19 protein-coding genes are annotated in these 21140 nt (G+C 58.9%); 17 read left to right on the forward strand and 2 right to left on the reverse strand.

What is annotated here, in order from left to right:
- Positions 1–51 precede the first annotated feature (51 nt).
- From ACGHX3_RS19445 to ACGHX3_RS19485, 9 genes are all read left to right on the forward strand, one after another.
- The gene (locus ACGHX3_RS19445; protein ID WP_394697452.1) at positions 52–1317 is read left to right on the forward strand and encodes a tetratricopeptide repeat protein; all 1266 of its coding nucleotides are present in this window, start codon (positions 52–54) and stop codon (positions 1315–1317) included.
- Between the two features lie 13 nt (positions 1318–1330).
- Positions 1331–1756 carry a hypothetical protein gene (locus tag ACGHX3_RS19450; protein ID WP_394697453.1) on the forward strand — a complete coding sequence of 142 codons (426 nt, stop codon included), beginning with the start codon at positions 1331–1333 and terminating at the stop codon, positions 1754–1756.
- Positions 1757–1890: 134 nt separating this feature from the next.
- Complete coding sequence (locus tag ACGHX3_RS19455; RefSeq protein WP_394697454.1) at positions 1891–2277, forward strand: hypothetical protein; 387 nt, start codon at positions 1891–1893, stop codon at positions 2275–2277.
- A gap of 347 nt (positions 2278–2624) precedes the next feature.
- Positions 2625–5288 carry a MobH family relaxase gene (gene mobH / locus ACGHX3_RS19460; RefSeq protein WP_394697455.1) on the forward strand — a complete coding sequence of 888 codons (2664 nt, stop codon included), beginning with the start codon at positions 2625–2627 and terminating at the stop codon, positions 5286–5288.
- The gene (traD, locus tag ACGHX3_RS19465; protein WP_394697456.1) at positions 5285–7141 is read left to right on the forward strand and encodes a conjugative transfer system coupling protein TraD; all 1857 of its coding nucleotides are present in this window, start codon (positions 5285–5287) and stop codon (positions 7139–7141) included. The genes mobH and traD overlap by 4 nt, the downstream gene beginning before the upstream one ends.
- Complete coding sequence (locus tag ACGHX3_RS19470; protein ID WP_394697457.1) at positions 7141–7788, forward strand: DUF4400 domain-containing protein; 648 nt, start codon at positions 7141–7143, stop codon at positions 7786–7788. Before traD ends, ACGHX3_RS19470 begins: the two co-directional genes overlap by 1 nt.
- A 2-nt stretch (positions 7789–7790) precedes the next feature.
- Positions 7791–8624, forward strand: a complete 834-nt coding sequence (locus ACGHX3_RS19475; RefSeq protein WP_394697458.1) for a hypothetical protein — start codon at positions 7791–7793, stop codon at positions 8622–8624.
- A 348-nt stretch (positions 8625–8972) separates the two neighbouring features.
- A complete protein-coding gene (locus ACGHX3_RS19480; RefSeq protein ID WP_394697459.1) occupies positions 8973–9503 on the forward strand; it encodes a hypothetical protein in 531 nt (176 codons plus the stop codon).
- Between the two features lie 39 nt (positions 9504–9542).
- Positions 9543–11144 (forward strand): hypothetical protein, encoded by a 1602-nt coding sequence (locus ACGHX3_RS19485; RefSeq protein WP_394697460.1) that lies wholly within the window; start codon positions 9543–9545, stop codon positions 11142–11144.
- Between the two features lie 33 nt (positions 11145–11177).
- Here ACGHX3_RS19485 and ACGHX3_RS19490 read toward each other — a convergent pair whose 3' ends face one another.
- Together ACGHX3_RS19490 and ACGHX3_RS19495 are read right to left on the reverse strand one after the other, a co-directional pair.
- The gene (locus ACGHX3_RS19490; RefSeq protein ID WP_394697461.1) at positions 11178–12932 is read right to left on the reverse strand and encodes an ATP-dependent helicase; all 1755 of its coding nucleotides are present in this window, start codon (positions 12930–12932) and stop codon (positions 11178–11180) included.
- On the reverse strand, positions 12932–13723 hold the full coding sequence (locus tag ACGHX3_RS19495) for a hypothetical protein (protein ID WP_394697462.1): 792 nt from the start codon (positions 13721–13723) through the stop codon (positions 12932–12934). Before ACGHX3_RS19495 ends, ACGHX3_RS19490 begins: the two co-directional genes overlap by 1 nt.
- 797 nt (positions 13724–14520) lie before the next feature.
- On the opposite strand from ACGHX3_RS19495, the gene ACGHX3_RS19500 reads away from it, so the two are divergent.
- The 8 genes from ACGHX3_RS19500 to ACGHX3_RS19535 all read left to right on the forward strand — a co-directional run bounded on the left by ACGHX3_RS19500 (position 14521) and on the right by ACGHX3_RS19535 (position 20927).
- Entirely contained in the window at positions 14521–14802 is a 282-nt protein-coding gene (locus ACGHX3_RS19500; protein ID WP_394697463.1) for a hypothetical protein, read from the forward strand.
- A 160-nt stretch (positions 14803–14962) separates the two neighbouring features.
- On the forward strand, positions 14963–15151 hold the full coding sequence (locus ACGHX3_RS19505; RefSeq protein WP_394697464.1) for a hypothetical protein: 189 nt from the start codon (positions 14963–14965) through the stop codon (positions 15149–15151).
- Between the two features lie 205 nt (positions 15152–15356).
- Complete coding sequence (locus tag ACGHX3_RS19510) at positions 15357–15977, forward strand: hypothetical protein (protein WP_394697465.1); 621 nt, start codon at positions 15357–15359, stop codon at positions 15975–15977.
- A gap of 65 nt (positions 15978–16042) precedes the next feature.
- Entirely contained in the window at positions 16043–17008 is a 966-nt protein-coding gene (locus ACGHX3_RS19515; protein WP_394697466.1) for a hypothetical protein, read from the forward strand.
- A 4-nt stretch (positions 17009–17012) separates the two neighbouring features.
- On the forward strand, positions 17013–17900 hold the full coding sequence (locus ACGHX3_RS19520; RefSeq protein ID WP_394697467.1) for a RecB family exonuclease: 888 nt from the start codon (positions 17013–17015) through the stop codon (positions 17898–17900).
- A 446-nt stretch (positions 17901–18346) separates the two neighbouring features.
- A complete protein-coding gene (locus ACGHX3_RS19525; protein WP_394697468.1) occupies positions 18347–19120 on the forward strand; it encodes a hypothetical protein in 774 nt (257 codons plus the stop codon).
- A gap of 72 nt (positions 19121–19192) precedes the next feature.
- A complete protein-coding gene (locus ACGHX3_RS19530) occupies positions 19193–20251 on the forward strand; it encodes an AAA family ATPase (RefSeq protein ID WP_394697469.1) in 1059 nt (352 codons plus the stop codon).
- Positions 20252–20261: 10 nt separating this feature from the next.
- The gene (locus ACGHX3_RS19535; RefSeq protein WP_394697470.1) at positions 20262–20927 is read left to right on the forward strand and encodes a hypothetical protein; all 666 of its coding nucleotides are present in this window, start codon (positions 20262–20264) and stop codon (positions 20925–20927) included.
- The last annotated feature ends 213 nt before the right edge of the window (positions 20928–21140 follow it).

Here is a 21140-nt window from a genome sequence, read left to right on the forward strand (position 1 = left end):
ATGGCTGGCCCTCTACAGTCCCCCACGTCCCCAAATCCGTGGCACGACACCTTGAAACTGCGAATCCTCTCCCTGGCGGTGATCGCCTCCCTTGGCGCCGGCCAGGCGCTGGCCACCGACCATTCCGGCACCGGGCTGGCGTCCTCCTATGCAGACCTTGCCCAGCTGGAAGCATCGGCACAGGGCGGGAACGCTCTGGCCGCCTCCAAGCTGGCTGCCCTGTACCTGCAGTCCCATGACCCCTTGGAACAGGCCAAAGCACTCGATGTGCTGTCCGCATGTGACGCACAGCTGCACCCGATTTGCCGGGTAGACCTGGGTATGGCTTACGGGCGCCAGGCGCTCCGAGAGGATCTGGGCGAGGAGCAGCGCCGCCACTTGGCCAAGCTCTCCGTCTTCCGCATCACCCATGCAGCGACCATGGGCAATCCGGGCGCCACCCAGCTGCTGCAGGAGCTGGCCAGCGCAGGCCTCAGCGGGCCTGCCGTCGTCCGCGCTACAGGTGTGGCCCGGGACGCCGCCGCGGCTGTCCAGCGCCCCATGGAAGCCGTCCAGCGGCCACTGGAAGCTCGCCAGTCGAAGTTCCTGAAGGCTGCTCCGCTGCTGGCCAACTCCAAGACCGCCGCCCTCCTGGAGAGCGTGCAGCCCCAGAAGCTGGAACCCACCACGTTTGGGTCCGGTTTCCCGGTGCTGGCCACCCTCCCGATGCCCGTCATCGCGATCGCGGCCGCCGAACTGCCGGCGCCGGCGCCGGCGGTGCAGTCCTACTCCCACGGGGAACTCATCGCCCTTCAAGACAAGCTGGAGCAAGCCATGGATCAGCTGGTTCAAGCACGAATGCAGCTGGACGAATCGAACAAGACCATCGCCGCTCTGCGGACGGAGATGCAGGCGAAGCAACCGCCGGCGGCTCTGCAGGTCGACGCCAACTCCCTCAATCGCCGGGCGCTGGATGCGGCCATGGTGGGCAACTACGAGACCGCCATCCCCATGTTCCGGCAGGCGGCCGAACTCAACCACGCGGGCGCAATCAACAACCTAGCAGCGATGTTCGTCAACGGAACCGGGGTGCCGCGGGACATGCAGCAGGCCGTGAGCCTGTTCGAGCGGTCTGCCCAGCTCGGAAATGCGGAAGCCGCCGAGAACGCTGCGCGGATCTACAACTACGGAATTGGCCGCGGCAAGGATCCGAGTCGGGCCCGCACCTGGTACCAAAAGGCGATCCAGCTTGGCTCAGCTCGGGCGGCTCTGGAGCTGTCCGACATGGAGCAAGCCATTCAAGCCGGCATCTATTTCAACCACATCACCACGAACTGACCGGACTAAGCCCATGACCCGAATCCACATGCTTTCCCTCATCTCGATTGCCGTTCTTGCCGGCTGCAGCAAAGCGCCTGAAGAGCAAGTCATCGACTACGTGCCGCAGGTGAAAGTCATGTGCGACACAGTTGAACAATGCGAGAAAGACGTTCTGTCCGACGACGTGGCTCTCAAGATGCACGCGGGCAAGTGGTTGACGCAGAACGAGCTGATGACGCAGGCCACCAATCGCGGCTTGCATACGAAGAACTCGGGCTTCGAGACCCAGCTGATCTACTGGCGCAACAGGACGCTCCACTGCGATGAGGTCAATGCAGCCAAAGGGCAATGTACTGACATCAACAGTCCCGACGTCCCACCGCGGATCCGCGAGATCCTGATCGGCGAGCAGAACGGCCAGTCCCGTGACTACGTGAAGGAACACACGGCGCAGTAATTGGTGCCCCTAGGTAGTCGGGTATAGCCTGCCTGCGTCATCGTGGCCGTCTACAATGGACCCGCCAAGCGGTGTGCAGCGTGATGGGGTCACGCCGCAGAATGCCGCGGCGTATCTCATAAAGGGGGGTGCAATTGAAAGGCGAGATCTACGTTAAGTCACGCGAGGAATTGAAGGCTGCACTTGCAGTCGGCAATGTAAGGATCATCATTTCCGACCCGGACTTGGGAAGCAAAGTACGCTTGGTGGCAAAGGCGTCAAAAGGCGCACTTATTGCCGCCATCGCGGCGGCAGGCCTTTCCGCAACAATGATCTGGAATCCAGTTGGTTGGACTACAGCTCTGGTAGGTGCGGCAGCGGCAGCCCCGCTCATTGGTGCAGTATCGTTCTTGGCCGTAGCGCTTGGTGTCGGTTTCATCTACGCGATCCATAAGAACTACAAGGTAACCACGCGATCAACCGTCACCATGCCAGATGGAACGAAGATCAGTAATGCCACCGTTCTGGAGCCGACGCGCTAACTGCAACTTTTCCCCCAAACGAATTTTTGGGTACCAGGCGCACGTGGTTAACTGAATTCAAGGGCAGGACGCCCACGCCTCGTCAGGGAGGCGAACCAGAAGGACGACATAGAGGGCATAGCTAGGGACAGGAACAGCATCGGGGAAGGGCAGGACGCTCGGAACCATGCAGGTGGCAGGATGCCAGCCCAGACCAAGGAGAGGCCACACACGCCCCCGCACCGAACGGACATCGGTGCGGGGGTTCTCTTTTTGGGGCTGAAATAACCGCAAAAGAGCCGCCATTACTGGGGTTCGTTACAGCTTGCGAGCACCAGAATCATCCGCATGGGCATGAGGATCTATCCATGTGGTTGAACAGACTGATCGGCAGAAAGACCAAGGAAGTGCCGGCGATGCCGGTCGACGTTGCACAGGAAGGGGCGGAGGAGGCTGTAGAGAAGGCGCAGCCTGATACGCACCTGGTAGATACCTCCGCGATCGTGCATCGAGCGCAGGTGCCGCCGGCCGGCCCAACGTTCGCTGGCCAGCCCGTACCCTTCTACCCGAATCGTGAAGAAGCGGTGCCCGCGGCACCACCCGAGATCCTGCTGAAGACCCAGCAGATCCTGGTAGAGAAGCTGCATCAGGCATCCGGCTTCAGCTACAGCGACTTCAACAGCTACCTCCGTCCTGTCCTTCAGAACTACGCCCAGTTCGTGCATCTGCTGCCGGCGTCGGAGAACCATCACCACTGGGACATTGGCGGCCTGTTGCGCCATGGGCTGGAGTGCGGCTACCACGCGGCGCGGCGCTGTGAGGCTGCCGTCTTCGCCCTGGACTTCACCCCGTCCCAACGGAAAGCGCTGGAGCCGCGGTATCGCATGTGCGCCATCTTGGGCGCGATCATGCATGACCTTGGAAAGCCCCTGTTCGACGTGGGCGCTGTCGATGAGTCAGGGAAGCTGCAGTGGGATCCGCACGTGCTGCCGCTGCACGCATGGCTGACCGAGAACTCCCTGAAGCACTACTTCATCACCTGGCGGCATGCCCCGCGGGGAACGAAGCACGAAGCCTTCACGACGGCCGCCATCTACCGCATCGTGCCCGAGGAGACCTTGCGGTGGATCGCCGCCGCCGGCAGCCAGAAGCCGTTCTCCGAGATGCTGCTGGCCATGACCTCGCGCCACGACCCGTCGAATCCCCTGGTCGAGATCATCAAGCAAGCTGACCAGCTGAGCGTCTCGCGTGACATTCTGGCCTCGCGCTCGCGGCTTGCTCAGACGGGTCAGGGCGGCCTTCGCTCTGTTGCTTCGCGTCTGGTGCGATCGCTGCACGACAAGCTCTTCTCCGGCGAATGGCGGCTCAACCGTGTTGGCGATCCGGTCTGGTACACAGAAGACGGGATCGTGGCTGTGTTCCCCGAGATCACCCATCGGATGGTTCAGTCCCTCCGCGACAGCGGCGAACAGGGCGTGGTCCACGACTCGATGCAGGTCCTGGAGATCCTTGCCGACTACGGCTTCACCCAGCCCAACATCCTGCCCGACGGTCGTGCGATGCACACCTGGCATGTGACGATCGAGGGCGAGAGCAAGGGCAAGCCGTTCTCTCAGCGCCTGCAGGTGATCCGCTTCCACACCGAAGCAATCATTCCCTCATCCACGGTCATGCCGACCCCGGTCAAAGTGACGTGGGAACCCGCACCTGGCCAGAAAGCCGTCAGCGCACCTGCATTGCCCGCCGGTGCTACGGCGCCCGCCAAGGCCGATGACACGGCGCCTGCCAAGCCTGCGCATGTGGAGGAGCTGGAACAGGCCCCCATTCGCCTGGCAAGCGGTCAGCTACCCGCCAAGCCGAGCCTCAGCGACGCCGGCGACGCCAGTGAGGACCAGGTGCCGTCAGGTGATGCATCGTCTGCCGCCACCAGCGAACCCAAGGTGCCCCAGACCGGGCACGCCGAGGCCTACCCACACCTGTACCCTGCCGACATGCTGAAGGGCGTCACCATGCCCGAGCGGGTGGGTGGGGAAGCAACAGATCCCGTCCTTCCTCCTGCGCAGAGGCTGGCTGAAGCCGGTGAGATTTCCATCACCGACGAAGGCCAGGACCAGCAGTCTGCTGCAGATGACCCGGACCATCCGTATTACCGAGACCGTTCCACCGAGAGGGACTCGCGCACCGAGCAGATGCGTGAGGCCCGAGACCTGATGCGCTCGAACTGGCCGCCGGCGACGGAGGAGGAAGCAAACGAGTGGCTGAAGGGCAAGCGGCCGATCGGCATCTACTTACAGGACATCGCTGCTTCGCTGAAGATCGGGAAGCTACGTGTGGGAGAGCACATCTTCCTTATCGACGAACGGGTCAACCTCAAGTTCCCGCTCGCGTTCGAGGGTTTGGGCGCAGACGTGTTTGAGCTGCGTACGGAGATGAGCGAGATCGGCTGGATCGAGCGAGATCCTGCGACGCCTGGTCGGGCCAACGTCTCCATCACGCACCCGCGCACGAATCGCCCCGTCGAGTGCATCAGGCTCAACGAGGACATGAGTACCGTTTTCACCCTGATCGCCGGCGACGCATTCAACCCGGACACCAAGAAGGACGAAGCGCCTAGCTCACCCACAACGATTGGCCCTTACCTGACCGCCGATGATGTCGGGCGGTGGACTGCGCTCTCCTTCGCCGGCACCCAGGATCCAGAGCAGGCGTCGGTACTGCGCAATGCGCTTTATCGGTTCTTCAAGGATCGCTACTCGCCAACGGCAGACTCGATCGACAGCTTGGTTGAGCTCGATGAGCGGCTGGTCAAGGTAACGGTCACTGACTTCCTCGGTTCGCACCGGGGCATCAGCCGAACCGCGGTTCACAGTTTGGGGGTGGACAAGGCCAATCCCCTGTTTGTCATCACCCAGTTCGCCAAGGCTGCTGTGGCCAGGTGGGAGCTTCGCATCAATCCCACCTACAACATCACGTTGGACGCTGAGACAGCGACGCTGGTCAAAGATCGAATCTACAGGGAGAACAATCCGTGAGCGTGTTCAAGGACGTCTACAAGTACGAAGATCCGTTCCGGACGATCTACGAGTTCTACGCGATCGCCGCATGGGTCGTCGCAGCATTCCTGACCATCTTGGTGCAGGCCGTAAGCCCGTACCCCCCGGGGATCTTCATCGTCGTCTCGGGCCTGTGCCTTGCCATGGGGGCGGTACGTGGCTTGAAGGCGTACAAGTTGTGGTCTCTGCAGAGGAATCTGAGTGGCCAGACGGTCTCTTTCATGACCAGGCAGGAACTGCGGGACATTTGTGCCGACCATCCCAACGAGCTATTTCTCGGATTCGGGTTTTCCTGGTCGCAGGACATGGCCCAGCTGACACACCAGATTGAGCGTGCAGATCCGGCGCGGCTGATTCCAAGCGACAACCGCGGCCAGATGGGTCAGCCTTGGATCCACGGCATTGGCATGGCAAGAGAAGAGCCGATCTTCCTGCCGTTGGACCACACCGCCGGCCACATCCTGCTGATCGGTACGACCCGAGCTGGCAAGTCGCGAACCCTGGACTCGATCATCGCCCAGGCCGTCGATCGCGGTGAGTCCGTCATCATCTGGGACCCCAAGGGAGACAGGGGGCTACGGGACTCGGCGCTCAACGCCTGTGTCGATTCGGGACGTCCGAACGACTTCATCTACTTCCATCCCGCGTTCCCGGAGAACTCGGCTCGCATCGATCCACTGAAGAACTTCAACCGGGCAACAGAGTTGGCCACGCGCGTCGCCGCGCTGATTCCGTCTGAAACCGGCAATGACCCGTTCACCGCACACGCAATGGGCGTGTTGACCAACATGTGCGAAGGCATGCTGATGGTCCATAGCAAGCCGACCCTGGTGAAGCTCAAGCGGTACGTGGACTCCGGTGTCGAAACGTTGCTGCGCCAGGCCTGCGAGAAGTACTTTTCCGATGTTCACCCGGAATGGCGCGATGAGGTCAAGCCGTTCCTGGAGAAGGCAAAGAAGAATGACAAGGCAATCTGCAACGTCTACGTCGAGTACTACCGGGACGTGATCCAGAAGAAGAAGCCCCACGCAGGCCTTGAAGGCCTGATGGGAACCTTCAGCCATGACGCATCCCATCAGCAGAAAATGCTGGCATCGTTGGTCCCGGTTTTGACCATGCTCACCTCAGGAACACTGGGCGGGCTGCTCTCACCCGATCCAGACGATGTTGATGACGAACGCCTGATCACCGACTTCGCGCGAATCATCGCAAACCGTCAGGTGTGCTACATCGGCCTGGACTCGCTGTCCGACAACATGGTGGGTTCGGCTATTGGCTCCATGTTCGTCTCCGACATGACCGCGGTCTCCGGTGATCGCTACAACTTCAGCGAGGGCGGGGACAACAAGCCCGTCAACCTCATCATCGACGAGGCCGCGGAGCTGGTCAGCGACAAGATGATCCAGCTGCTCAACAAGGCCGGTGGTTCCAATCTGCGCCTGATCATTGCGACCCAGACCTTTGGCGACTTCGCTGCTCGCGTGGGTTCGACTGAGAAAGCTCGCATGGTGCTGGGCAACCTGAACAACGTCATCGTCTTGCGCACCATCGACGGCAACACTCAGGAGTACATCGCTGAGTCCCTGCCCAAGACATGGGTGCGTCACATCGAATACGGAAAGGCTACGGACACAGGCACGGCCCGGGTCATGGAGTTCGGCTACAGGATCTCGGAAACGATCAAGGAAGAGCAGGTGCCTTTGGTTGCGCCAGCAATGCTGGGTTGCTTGCCTAATCTTGAGTTCTTCGGGCGAATCTCCGGTGGCAAGCTGGTCAAGTGCCGAATCCCACTGCTGGATTCAACGCCAACTCCCAAGAAGGAGGTCGCGTAATGGCCCACCGGATTGAGGAAGCAGCCAAGACATGGAAATTCATCATCATCGGGTGCCTCTGCTACCTGGCGTTGATCGCCTTGTTCGCTTCGGAGCGATACGTATCGGGTATGCTGGAGCGAGAGAGGCAGCTCAACTACGGCGTCCTTGGAGAGGGTCCGGCAGGGCACGCTGAATCCCGCGCACACACCTGGTACAAGGCCAGCTTCGTCGATAGTGGACTGGTGGTTGGTTCGCTGCGGGTCGTGAGCCCGGAGCCGGGTTCGGACACTACCAGTGCGGCCGCCCAGACGGTTGGACCAGTGCTGGGATACATCGAGAGTCGGGTGAGAACCATGTGGCTTCTGGTCTACCAATTCCTGGTGCGTGTGTCCGTAACGGCGATGTGGTGGCCATACGGGATCCTGATCTTTACCCCGGTGATGATCGATGCGATGACACAGCGCAGGATCGCATCCACCAACTTCAGCACGCCATCGCCAACGATGCACATCATGGCCAAGTCGATGGTCTGGATCTTCTTTATCGGCGCTGTGGCCATCATCTTTGCACCTATCCCGCTCAACCCCATCATGACCCCCTTGCTCATCATGCTCGGCGCAGGTTCGGTATGGGTGTCCCTGACGATGTTCGCAAAGAGTGCCTGATCATGGAAAGAAACCTGCAATTCCTCACTGTCCGTGATCTCTTCTCTCGCTGGTTAAATTCGGCGATGCCCGATTCAAGATCCATCGCGCACCGGGCGTACAAGAGGCTTCTCACGGAATTGGTAGAACCCGCTGTTGGATCATGTGTCAGTGGCTCCATCAAACCGGAGGAGTCTCTCCGCCGAATCAGAGAGACAGCCAACGCACTACGGCTGGAATCTGCGGCGGCTGGCCACCACGCGCTATGGATGGCGATGGCGTGGGCTCAGCTTTGGCCTGCTACACCAGTCGTCTATGAGCCTTTCAATACAAGGGCACCCATCGAGATCCCGCTGTCAGCCTTCCAGGTTGCCGAACTGGTCACGCGCCTTCCGGTGAATTACCGCGTGCCATGTCACATCCTCCTTCTGACCGGCATTAAGCCGGCCATGTTGGCGGGGATCACCATGGCATCGTTCCAGCGGACGTTTGATGTTGCAGACGAGCCGGGTAGTCAGGACCACATCCATTCCATATTCGTGGCCAACCATCCCTTGCCGATCTATCTGAGCAATCCCGTCCTGTCTGCAATGCGTAAGTACGTGGGCAAAGCCAAGGACACTGAAAGAGTGTTCTCGATGACAGGAAATGCGATCTCGGCAACCTGGAACCGGTATGCAGACGACGCACCTGGCTTGAACCGTTTCAAAGGCACGGCGGCTACTCACCTGCTACGCCTTGGTGCTGACGCGCACGTCATCGCGGCCAATCTGGGAATCAGCCAGCAGGGAGGGGAGGGACTCATCGAGCGACTGCGGCCAAGCAAGCAGCCGATTGGCCGAGAGGTCCTGACCTAAGCGGAGATTAACGGGCGTTGGCAGGTCGCGCATCTCCCTTAGTTGGGCCGATGAAAAGGGGGGTAGTATCATTTGCCCGGGCATCAAAGAGGCGAAGTCCCTTCCCGAGCTCTACAAGCTGGGTTGGCGATTGATCCAGCTTGGCGGAAACAACCGCTTCGCCGCCGGCGTGTCCAAGATGTCGCTGCTGGCCATCCTCGAAAAGGACTGACTGCCGGCTATTCCGTTATGGATTGACCACTGAACCCCGCCTTGGCGGGGTTTTCCTTGTCTGCATCGCCTGTACGAGTCGGCCGCATGGGCGAGGGTGGCGCTATGCTAGGTGGGGCATTGAAGGGGAGCCAGGCCATGTCCGGTGATGGATTGAAGAAGGTGCTCATAGCAGTGGGGGCAGTTGCAGCTGCCCTTTTGGTTGGCCACCTCATAGCCGAGAGCTCTGACAGCACCAAGTCGGATGTGCAGGTTGTATGGCCAACATCAAGCGAGGTTGTCCCACTGCACACGCAGATCAGGCCTAAGAAAGTCGTCCTCGATGAAGTGAAGACCGCTTCCACCGGCAATCTCGGCAGATTCCGACTGTTGACCCGTACAGTATCGGTAGATGACACCGGCATGCTGATGCTTAAGCGTGGCGTTGCTGCTGCTACCAAGTCGGTGGCAGCCAAAGAGATCTGCAGTAGTCAATTCGACAATGTTAAAAAGGTTCATGAAGGTATCGAGGTCACAATGGGACTGATCAACCACGGTGAATCTGGCGACGTGATCGGTTGCCATATCCAGATCAGAATTGACCAGCTACGAACTGAGGCCGTAGCGGTAGTGGAACAGGACTCCGATACCGTTTACCTGGCAATGCTCATGCCTCTGAAGGCACAGTGAAGCACTCGCCATGAATCGAGAGATGGAGCTTGGGGTTGGATGAGCCGGAACAGCAAGAACAAGCGGGACGCAAAACAACGGCAGAAGGCCAAGGCCGTTCGTCGTCATCAATCAAAAGGTCACGATCCGAACACCTGTCCTGAGTGTCAGGCGGAACGCAAAGCGTTGCTCGAAGGTTTCGCGGCCTTCGCCCCCGAACTCAATCGAATGACGGACGATGCATTCGACGGTGCCCAAACCCGGGAGTACGCCTACCGCTCTGGCCCGGAAGCACCGGCAGCACGGACGCGAGAGGGGGTCGATCGCGCGGTTCACGGCGCCCTCAAAGCCATTCTTGAGTGCATCGACATTGATGAGGGGGAATGGAAGTCTTATGTGTGGGAGGCGCTGGAGACCATCTCTGAGGACCCAAGGTCAGATGCCGCAGATGGCGCTACTGCCCCGCTCAAGGACGGCACGCTGCAGATCCAAGTCATCAAGGAAGTGATCCCGAACACCATGACACGGACGCTTAGGGCAACCACACACGCCCAACTCTCGATGTCGGGTCCTCAAGGTTCTTTCTGCTGCCGGTTCTCCGTTAGCCAGCAGTTGCTACGCGAGGACATCGGCTTCTGGCCAAGTGATCCTGGCATGTGGGCCGAACTGGAGCTTGTTGCTGACAGGCCAATAACGGACGAATGGCTGCAGGAGAATCCTGCCCCTTCAGCTCTGCTCACCTACATGGGTGACCTGCTTCCGTTCCGAATCCCTGGCAATGGCATTCGCCCGATCTTCGATCAGAGCAAAGTTGTTTTGGAGTCGATCGAGGTCGTTGCCCAATCGCTTGAGACGGCGAACTCAGCCCGAATCAAGATTCAGGAACTGGAGCGTGAGCTCGCTACGACCAGGGCGAGTCGCGACGCAGCTCGCCGGCAGTCAGCCGAACTGGATGCCAGTCTGTCACAGGCAAGGACGAAGCTCCTCGCATTGAACAACAGCCGCCAAGGCGGGGCTCAGCCAGCGAACTCTACCGATGTGCCATCCAGCGCCGCCCTGGTCGACGAACTGCAGTCAAAGCTGGCGAGGCAGACATCCATCGCCGAGGATCGCCAGGCGGAGAATGACGCCCTTCGCGGGGAGCTATACGAGCTTCAGAAGTCGATCAATACGCTGATCAATTCCAAGGCAGTTGAACCCTCCGAAGTCGTTGAGTATCCAGCCGACTTCACAGAACTGCAGTCATGGGCTGCTGCCAATCTAAAGGACAGGGTTCACCTACATCCGCGAGCTGTCACGGCAGCGGAGGAATCGAACTACCAGAATCCAGCCAAGGTTTACGCTTGCCTGCAGGCGCTCTCTGAACTGTACTGGCCGCTGCTCTACGACACGGCCAAGCGGGATCCCGCGGCATGGGAGGCCAGGTGTGCTGAGCTTGGGGTTGAGTGCAGTAGGGTTGGGGTCGCAGCTACAGACGCTCGCACCGCCGACAGCTACACCATGACCCACAACGGGAAACGCCTGGTCGCCGACATGCACCTCCGGGGGAATTCGTCTTTCGACCCTCGTTTCGGCTTGCGGATCTACTGGGCACGTGACGACGAAGAAAAACAAATCGTCATCTGCTCGCTTCCATCGCACCTGCCCAATAGAGTCAGTTGAGGGTAGAAACGGCGCCCGCAGATGGACGCTGAGTTAAATCAGGCCGGCCTGCGCAAGGAATTCCGACGGCTGACTGTCGTTGTTGCGCTGATAGCTCAGAAAGAGATTCAGCTTCGCTCTCGTCATGCCGACGTAGAACAATCGGCGTTCCTCATCAACGGGCGCCTGGCTGGAGGGGATCACCCCGTTCTCGCATCCCACAATCCAGACGTGCTTGAACTCCAGACCCTTAGAGGCATGGAGCGTCATGAGGCGAACTGCGTCGGATTCCTCGTCAGTGCCTTCAGCTTGGCGCTGGATGTGCATGAGGCGCTGCTTCAGCGTGCCTGAGAGCTTCGCAATCATTCCTTCGCAGGAAGTCAGTAGCCGATTGTTCCGCTCGATGGTCGCCTTGGTTGGCTGGCTGCTGTACATGTTCCTGCTCATGAACATGTTCAGCCCCATACACGCACGCTGCACTCGCTCCGGATCCTTCGCCATCTCGATCCAGTCGGGAATCACATTGACCAGTCTCTTGACGGTGGGAGAGTCCGTTTCGTCGGGTTCATTCAAGAACCGCTGCAGAGATCCAGGCCGGGATGACATTGCCCGGTTTGTGATTCGGGTCAGATCGGCCTCATCGACTCCCCCACGACGAAGGAGCTGATCGAAACCTGCCATATCGCCGGCCGCCAACGACTTCAGCACGGACAGGTAAAGGGCTGGTACATCCAATTCCCAGAAGGGCGTGCGCCCTGATCGAGTGCAGGGAATGCTGACTTCCTGCAGGATGCTCTCGACCTTCTCCAGCTGGCTGTTGGTCCGTGCCAGTACCGCCCAGTTGCCGAAGTCACCGTTCTCCAAAATGGCAGCGGCCATTGCGGAATTCTCGGCCTCGCGCGACGGGAAACGAAGCACACGAACTTGGCCCTGGGCCTTGTTCTCGGTCACCAGGTCTTTGTGTAGCCGCTCCGTGTTGTGCGCAATGAGTTTGGACGCTGGTGCGAGGATCTCAGCAGCACAGCGATAGGTGGTGTCCAGATTGATGACCTGGGCTTCGGTGAGCCGCTGGAACTCGGTCATGCACTTGTAGCCGCCGGCGAAGCGGAAGCCGAAGATCGACTGGTCGTCATCACCAACAACGGTCACCTTGGCGCCGTGCTTGATGTGCTCGGCAATCCACTTGAACTGAATGTCGTCGGTGTCCTGGAACTCATCGGCCAGAACATAGTCCACTTTGTACGGCGCCACGTAATCCGGATGATCCGATCCCTTCTGCATGCCTCGCGTGGCAAGCAGCAGCAGGTCAGAGAAGTCGTGGAACCCACGCTCCGCCATCAACTCTCTGTATCGGAGGTAGACCTCTTCGGCCATCTGGTTCTGAGGCGAACCAAACGAATGGTCGATGTGGGTCTTGAAGAAGTCCACCTTCGAGGCGATCTCCTCGAAAGGGTAGATGTTCGTCTGGGTCACCACCTCGTTGTAGGCCGAGCGCAAGATGGCGGCCGCGGCCTGAGCCTTGAGGTTGACCTTCTTTCCCGCACGTTCGAGCTGACGCTTGGCCAAGCTGTGGAAGGTGCCGCACACCAGTCGATCGCCGAGCTTTGGCGCCTGAGACCTGATGCGCTCCTCGAGCTCGCCGGCGGCGTCCGAGGTGAAGGTGACTGCCAGCAACCGGCTGGACGGGGACAGTTCAAGCAGATGGGATGCCCGGAACTTCAGGACAGTCGTCTTCCCCGAACCGGGGCACGCACAGATCATGGCGTGCCCCGAGGCCCGGACTGCTTGCTGCTGCCCAGTGTTAAGCATCAGGCTGCCGCTTGTGCTGCTGCCGTCGAACCACCGTCAGCGGCATCGTCGATCCGCTCCAGGGAGTCCTGGAACTGCTGATCCGTGCCGGTATCGGCCTCTGCGTCATTGTGCTGGGCGGGCAGCTCGCCACGATTCTTCAGCATCACGTAGTGGTGCTTGAGGGATCGGATGAAGCGGCGAATGCGATTGCGCCACTGCGAGTTGAGCGTGACGCGCTCGGCGGCGCCCATGGCACCATTGAAGGTCATCGCCGAGGTGATCAGGTACAGCTCATCCAGGTCGGTGAACACGTTGAGCAGCCGCGATGCGTACCGGCTCGCCACCTGCAGCTCGAAATGCGTGGGGACATAGCCGCCCTTGGTCAGCTCGACGCCGGAGTTCTTCGCCAGTACACGAAGTCGCTTGACTTCATTGGCCAGGTCAGTAGCCAGGCCGCCCACTAGCGCCGACATGGCCGCTTCCGTCTCGCGAATGCGATCGGCGTTCTCGTTCTGGTAGTTCGGCAACACCATTTCGATGTTGTAGAACGATTCGTGGGCATGTGCGAAACCGGTTTCTGCCAGCTTGATGACTTCGATGTTTCGCAGATCGAGCTTGCGATCCTCGCGGTACGCACCGTTCGGGATCTCGAAGCCATTGATGCCGCGGGGCGGCTTTCGGACCTGCTGGGATGCAGGTGCTTCGGCGGTCTTGGCGACTTTGAGCGCCGCCGGCCGGGCCTTCGCCGGCTTCTGTGCAGCGGCACCAGGCTTCTGGGCATCCTGCACGGGACTGACTACAGCATTCATGGGTGTTCCTTCCTGTACGGCAAATGCCGTAGTGCCATTGTTCGGCCTCGGAAATGCGCGGAAGGTGCCTATGGGTATGTCGAAATGCCTTTCCAAACGGGGGCTCGTTACATGCCTCACCTGCAGACTCAAAACAACTTTTTATCTTGCCCAACTGCCCTTGACACCTAATTCCAACCGCATCTAAGCTTCTCGCCAGCTTGGTTGTGTATGACTTCGTGTCTACCAACCCGATGAGAGGTCCAGAGGCCCAACCCTCCAAAAACAAGGGGCCGAATCCATCCTTCGAGATGGTCTATTCAAGTCAGTCCGCTGACCTATCTTCCGGCTTCGCGCCGACATCCCATCCACCACGTGTGGATACCGCTCTTGCAGCGGTTACCTAGTCCAGTCACGCCTTCCTCAATCGTGTCGATTGACGTTGTGTTTCGTGCTGGCCGCGTATCTGACGGCGTGCGTTTTTCGCATCCCGATACGTGACTTTGTGTCTGCCTGCTCTCCCAGTCGAGAGTCAGTTGGGCACTGGTTTGCCTGCTATCTGCTTTGGCCGACGCGACGATGCGCCTTGCGCTTCGCCCGCCACTGCTTTTCGCTTTCAAACCTCCACAGGCTTATGACGATCCTAGATCGTGAAGCGCGCCTTGATCGGCGACGTCTGTGCAGTCTCTCTTATCCCACGGGGAACAAAAGTTCCCCACCAGGGGTGTCTTTTTGTTCTCCGGGGGTGTTCACACCTCCCGGCCAGTGCCACCGGGATTTCTCATTTATCCGGTTGGCACACCGGTGAGGAACTACCCATGAGCAAGAAGTCCCAAGCCATCCGTGTGTCCGACAAGCGCCTGCAGAAGGATTACACCTGGAAGATCATCGGCTACATCTTTGCCGTAATGCTGGTCCTGTTCGCCGTCATGCGTACCTTTGACAGTGACGTGGCCCATGCAGCAACGGTCGAAGTTGAAGTCGATACCGGCTGCTCGTCCACGAAGATGCATCCCCTGGTTGCTTACGCCTCCGGCAACAACATCCAGGAAAGCATCGACGCGGCCGTCAACGGTACCGTCTCCGCCTGCAATCGCTGATCCAGCGGAACTACAAGTCTCTCCAGCGGCCCTACGGGGCCCTGGAGATGTAGACGTCTGGCTTGCACCCTGATCCCGCTGATGGACGCGGGTCTCCCACCGAAACCACTTTCCACAAGGTGCTTTCGGGGGACACCCGCCCCGTCAACTGGAGAAGACCATGAACAACGCTGATGTAACTGTCCTGATGGGACGCCTGCTCGACCGTGATCCGCTCGATACCCACGCTGAACTGGAGCAGGGGCTTTCGAGTGTCATGGACATGAACTCTCTCCGCGCCCACGCACAACAGAACGGCTTGATCCGAAAGAATGGATTGATGCCTGTCCGTGTGGCGGCCGGAGCATGAGCAGGAGATCGGCATAGACACCCGGCAGGACAACCTGTCGGGTGTCCTTCCTCAAGCGCTCCACCAGAGCATTTGCGGAAGGGCACCTTGGTGCTCTCTCGGTTGCGTGGCCATGCCACACAAAAACTGGGGTTCTTTCCCCCATTACCTTCAGAACCGCCCAGGTTCGCACCTTCGGGTGTCTACGCAACCATGAGAGTCCATCATGAACATCAACAATGTAGTGGTTACAGGTCGTCTCGTAAGGGATGCACAGATTGTGGAGAGCGAGCACAGGCCCGGTCGTTTCGACGTCGAGTTTGTGATCGCACTGAACCACAAGCGCAACGCAACAAGCATCAGCGAGAAAACCACCTTCCTCACCGTCACCATGAACACGACGGAGAACGGTGCGACGTTCTTCTCCCGCAACCTCTACAAGGGACGGGAAGTGCTCGCATCAGGTGGGATCTGCAGTCGTATCAAGCTGGGGCAGGGCACCAGTGACCCTTTCATCTTCGTGGAAGCGTCATCTATCCAAGCCATCGGTGACGAACGTCCTGCAGGTCAGTCGATGAACTGCGGTCCTGACGGAATGATCGAATCCGAGCCAGCTATTTCGGAACCGGAGCCTGTCAAGTCCGCTCCTCGGGTCTTTGCCGTTCAACGTCCTGGTGCGCAAGCGCCTGCAGCACCCGCACAAGCACCTGCTCCCACTTCCCATCCCGCACCACCGCAGTACGGCAACAGCCACCACCAAAGTGATGCGGCCACGCTGTACAGGGACAAAGGCCTGAACACTGCTCAACAAAGCAGCCATCAGGAACACAACCTGTGCAAGTGGTAATCCAACTCTAATCCATCAACACCGCCCGTTCCCTGGGTTCGATTCAACCCAGGAGGGACACGCGCATGCGTGCCTGGGTTGTGGAGATGCAAATGTCTAACAAGTACGAAATCACTCAGGGTCCGTTTGACGGCACCGAACTCGACACGTCAAAGCTCGTCACCTGGCGTTACTCGGACGGTAATCCCGTTATCTTCAATGGTCGGGAGATGCGCGAATGGACTCCGGACTACCTGACACCCATCTTTCTCGGGACGTTCGACCCGATGCTGGGATGGGCCGTGACCACGGACATGGTTGTCATGGAAGGGCTGAAGTTGCCCGACTTTGGTAATCCCTTGGTCGAGAACGGTGTCGTGATGAAGAACGCCTTCGGCGGTGATCTTCCCACGATGCTTCAGGTGCTCAAGTTCACGGCTGCGTTGACCGATCCCACGGGTAAGGTCGTGCATTCCGTGACAGTCCTTCAGGGCGTCAACAACCTCAACTCGGCAGATTTGGGGTTGAAGAGGGTTCTGCTGCAGCTGTATCGCGGCATGGGTCTTCCAAGCGCTCCTGACGGTGATGCTTCTTCCGTCATGGTTCACCAAAGGCCGGCTGACTCTGCAGCGACAAGCAGGGCACAGACGCAAACCCAGCAGCCCGCAAAGGCTGTTGCTGCCCAGGGATTCGTGGTCCGCCCGATCTCACAGGTGGCCTCGGAAGCTGAAGGTGACGATCGAGACGTTTCGCAGGATGTAACTGATGCTGGTGATTCACTGCCAGAGCCGGTGCAGACTGTGGATCTGGAAGAAGCAGCATCCGTTACGCAAGCTGAGCCCGTGCAAGCGGCCCTGGTACCCAGTCCGGAACAGGAGAACAACCCTGATAAGGAACAGTCCAGTGCCGACAACGGGCACATCGACACTCGCCTTCTGCAGCAGATCACGCACTATGCGCGGCTTGTTGGAGAAGACGTCCGTCGCTTGAACGATGATAACGATGGCAAGTCGGAGCTGGTTCGCCTGCGCCGCCTGGCTAACAAGAGGTAAGGTCATGAACAAGACCCTATATCTCTCGTTTTCATCCGACTCGACTTACCAAACCTGTCCGCGTCAGTACAAATACGCCAAGATCGACCGTCTCACCTGCATCCAGGAGAGCATGGCCACGATGTTCGGCAAGGTTGTGCACACGGCCATTCACCTCTACCTGAAGGCACAGTTCGACGGAGCAACGTTCACGGCGCCCCTGTTCTTTGAACAGGAGTTCCTGCGCCGAGCTTCTGAGACAAACCTTCGGCTTCCCGCAAACTGGTCGATAAAGGACTTCATCGACTGCGGAAAGCTGATGCTGGAACGCTTCGATGAGTTCTGGAAGAAAGACGAATATGAGGTGGTTCTTGATGCAAAAGGGCAGCCGATCCTCGAACGCGAGTTCAAGATCGGCCTCCCCGACAACATCGAGTACACCGCCATCATCGACGCCATCCTGCGCCGCAAGCGTGATGGATGGATCATCGTCTGCGACTGGAAAACACCGGCCCAGGCGTCCTTCGAGGGCTTTGCTCTTCTGTCTGAACAGCTCACGGGCTACCAGGTGGTAGTTGAAGCCTTCATGGATGAGTTAGGACTTGAGCGGCTAGACGGCACCATGTTCGTCGAGCTTCTTAAGCGCAAAGTGCCAGTTAAGAAAGGTGCTGCTGGTCCAACGGTCGAACCTCCCTGCATCGTGCGTATGCGCGATCAGGAGGAGAAACTGGAGTGGTTGCAAGGAAGGATCGAGACTGCCCGATGCATCAGGGCAGGGAAGTTCCCGAAGCGACCGCTTTCGGCTTTCAATACGCCGTGCGGATTGTGCGATTTTCGCCAAAAATGCCAATGGGACTCGATGGAGGGTCTTGTTGTTCGAGAGCCCTTCGTTCGGATAGGCAAAAGCCGCTAGTTCCGACCCATAGGTTGATGGCAAAAACCTGTTTCTTGATTACCAGTGTGCCGGGATTCGCTAACGCGATCCCGGCTCTTTTTTCGGTCCAAACCCCGTTGACAGCGCCTAAGCACAGCGCTAAATTGGCTCTGCGTTAATACGTCGGTCTGGGCGCCGCTAATGCCCCTCTACTCAGGCCAACGGCCTCTCTACCTAGCCCCTTCGGGCACTTCCTTTCCTCTCATACTTCGCCTTTCCCTGGGCGCGATTGCGTGTGCGCTTTCTACTGAGCGCAGAGGCAATCTCTGCCATGCAGGGATCATGGGGTTTCGTCACCCCGGTCGATTTTGTCAGCTCGTCTGACGGCTACGTGAAGCTCAATTCACGACTACCAACCCGGTCGGGACGATCTCCCGATTCTCGGGCTTCGTCTTGGCCGGTTTATCGACCACGACGGAGACACCATGAAAAACCGCAAGCACAAGCGCCATGATCGGCGTGACAGTCAAGGTACGCACGACGTGCAGCCCGAACTGTTCAACATCAAGGTGACGGACTCGGACATTGAGATCAGTCACCGCTTCTCTCGGGAAGGAATGTTTGACCTCTTGATCAGCTCTCGCAAAAAGGAGGGCCGATTCTCCAGGGACGCTTTGCGTATGAGGCGCCCTGGTAAGGAACGCAAGAAATCCGTGCAGTACAAGCTTCAGATGCGGACCCGCGATTCCGAACGTGTTGTTGCTTACGTTCCCAAGCCTGCGTGCTCTCGCTACAACGAAGCTCGCATCAAGGGCAACGACGAGCAGTTCAGCCGCGAAGAGATCATCATCATCCACCAGAAGATGTTGGAAGCCTTCCAAGAGGCCTTCCAGCAGAACTGGGCAACCAACAACCCACGCATCATCGAGTTGGTTGTCTGGATGACAGCAAACCGACCCAACGACCCGTTCTCATACGAGACGTGTTGCTACGTCAGCAACGTTGATCCTGATCTTGTACGAGGAGCGATCCTCAAGCAGGTCCGGAAGCGTTACAAGCATGAGCGCCTTCACTACGACGTGTTCCGCCAGTCAGTCATGGCTGCCGAGCGCGGAGATCCGGATGCACTCATGTGGCTCTACAGCACGGACGAATCGGAGTTCTCCTTCCTGGGGCTCTGCAAGATGTTCGACTTTGAGCCGAAAGCTGGCCGTTCCACGATTCGCACTCCCGCTGGGCTAGCGAACCGCGTCGCATAACTAAAACCACAACCCATCTGGGGAGTATCCTCCCCACAGGGCGGACTCCCCTTTTTCACACTGGAGTCCACCATGTACAACTCACATCTCGAAGCCATCACCATCCCGGCAAACGATCCATTTGCCGACACCAACGCCCTGGCTTCACGGGCGATGGACTACAAGGTCGCAGTCACCAAGATGCGATCTGTCGGCCTGGACATCGGCGACGCTGACACCATCGTGGGCATCGGTACGAAGAACCACACGTACCTGCCCGCAATGAATCCCTACTTCCGATTCGACAACATCGAGTTTGATCGCCTGTTCTCCATGGCATTGGCTCGCGAGTGGTCTCGGGACGACGCCGAACCGCGTCGGGGATTGCTGGTCAGCGGGGATAGCGGCGCCGGCAAGACCACCCACCTGCGTCAACGGCATGCCTACCAGGGCATTCCGTGCATCGAAGTAACGATGCGGGCGGACATGGAACCTACCGAACTGCTTTACACCCGCTCCATCGTCGGTGGTGACACCACGATCGAGTACGGTGCTGGTGCGCTGGCGGCCATGTACGGAATCCCTCTGATCATCAACGAGATCGATGCGGCCAAGCCCAGCACTCTGCTGGGTCTGAACGAGTTCTTCGATTCCGGTACGGTGACCATCGTGGAGACCGGCGAGGTCATTCATGCCAAGCGTGGCTTCCAAGTCCACGCTACGTGCAACTCCAAGTTCCTGGACGATCCCACCGATGCCTTCGCAGGTACCCGTGGGCAGAACACCAGCGTGCTGCGTCGCTTCTTCAGCATGGTTTACGAATCCCCCAGCGTGGATCAGGAGGCTGAGTTCATCCAGTCGTTGTATCCGGATCTCGACAAGGGAATCGTTCAGAAGAAGGCTCAGTTCGTTGTTGCGCTGCGCGAGGCAGGCAAGACGGCCACCAAGATCGGCAACCAGTCCGTGCAGCTGTCCCGCACGTTCTGCCGTTCGATGGTGATCGACTGGCTCTACCTCGAATCGACCTTTGGCTACCTGTTGAGCCGCGGCATTTCCCCTGGGCAGTACGCCCTTGGCCCGGTTCTGACAAACCTGATGCCGGATCATGAGAAGGAGGCTGTCAATGCTCTCTACGACTCGATCCTGACCTGAGGTGGTGGCAATGGAAGCAATCGTCCTGCAGAAGCGTGAACCTGACGGCAAGTTCATCAGTGTCGTCATCGACACGAACGAAGTCGGGATCTCCATCACTACCACCAAGCCCGGAAAGAGACCCAAGACCGACATCGAGGGTTTCGGTGCACTGAAAAGCTCTGTAGATGAGCGGGTCAACGAACTCGTTGGCTCGTACATCGCCCAGGGCTACTTCTCGGAAATGCCTGATGCAGTACAGGAACCGTTGGATTTCTACTCAGCTCAGTTCCTCGACATGAACAATGTCAACGCCTTCCTGATTGATGTCCGCCAAGCGGGCATTGAGATGAAGGACGAGACCGGACCTTCGGGTCTGATCCTGAACTTCGACGGGTATGTAGCTACCGTCAAGAACAACTTCAGGGGTGTTCAGATCACTGCCCACGTACCGCAACGTTTACGACACCTTGTTGTACCGGTGTTTTACGCGATGTCGGCACGGGCTGTTGATGTAACTGCTTCGGACGCTGATGCCAACGCCTTCGATGTAAAGGAGGCTTTCCGTCTTGAACATCGGACGGGAAAAGTCGTGGCAGAAGCCGTTTCCGTGCTGTGCAACCTCGGCTTGATCGCGAAGCCCATTCCTCCCCAAGCACCACGGGGCGGACGGGTGGCGCTGTCAATGTCGCTCTGACCGATCACAAGACCCCTCTCTGAGGGGTCTTTCTCCTGACGCCTGGCGCAGTCAGAAGAAAGACCCTTTTGAGCCCTTGGCTCTTACGTCCACAGGCCACGTTAGCCTGCTTATCTACCCGACCGGGACAGCTATGTCCCTCTCGGGATCTATCTGTCCAGTCGGGACCAACATCCCGCCTGCGCAACGGGATGTCATCTCTCTTGTGGGTCG

Origin of the sequence: Pseudoxanthomonas japonensis, from assembly GCF_043632995.1 — a bacterium.
GTDB lineage: Bacteria > Pseudomonadota > Gammaproteobacteria > Xanthomonadales > Xanthomonadaceae > Pseudoxanthomonas_A > Pseudoxanthomonas_A japonensis.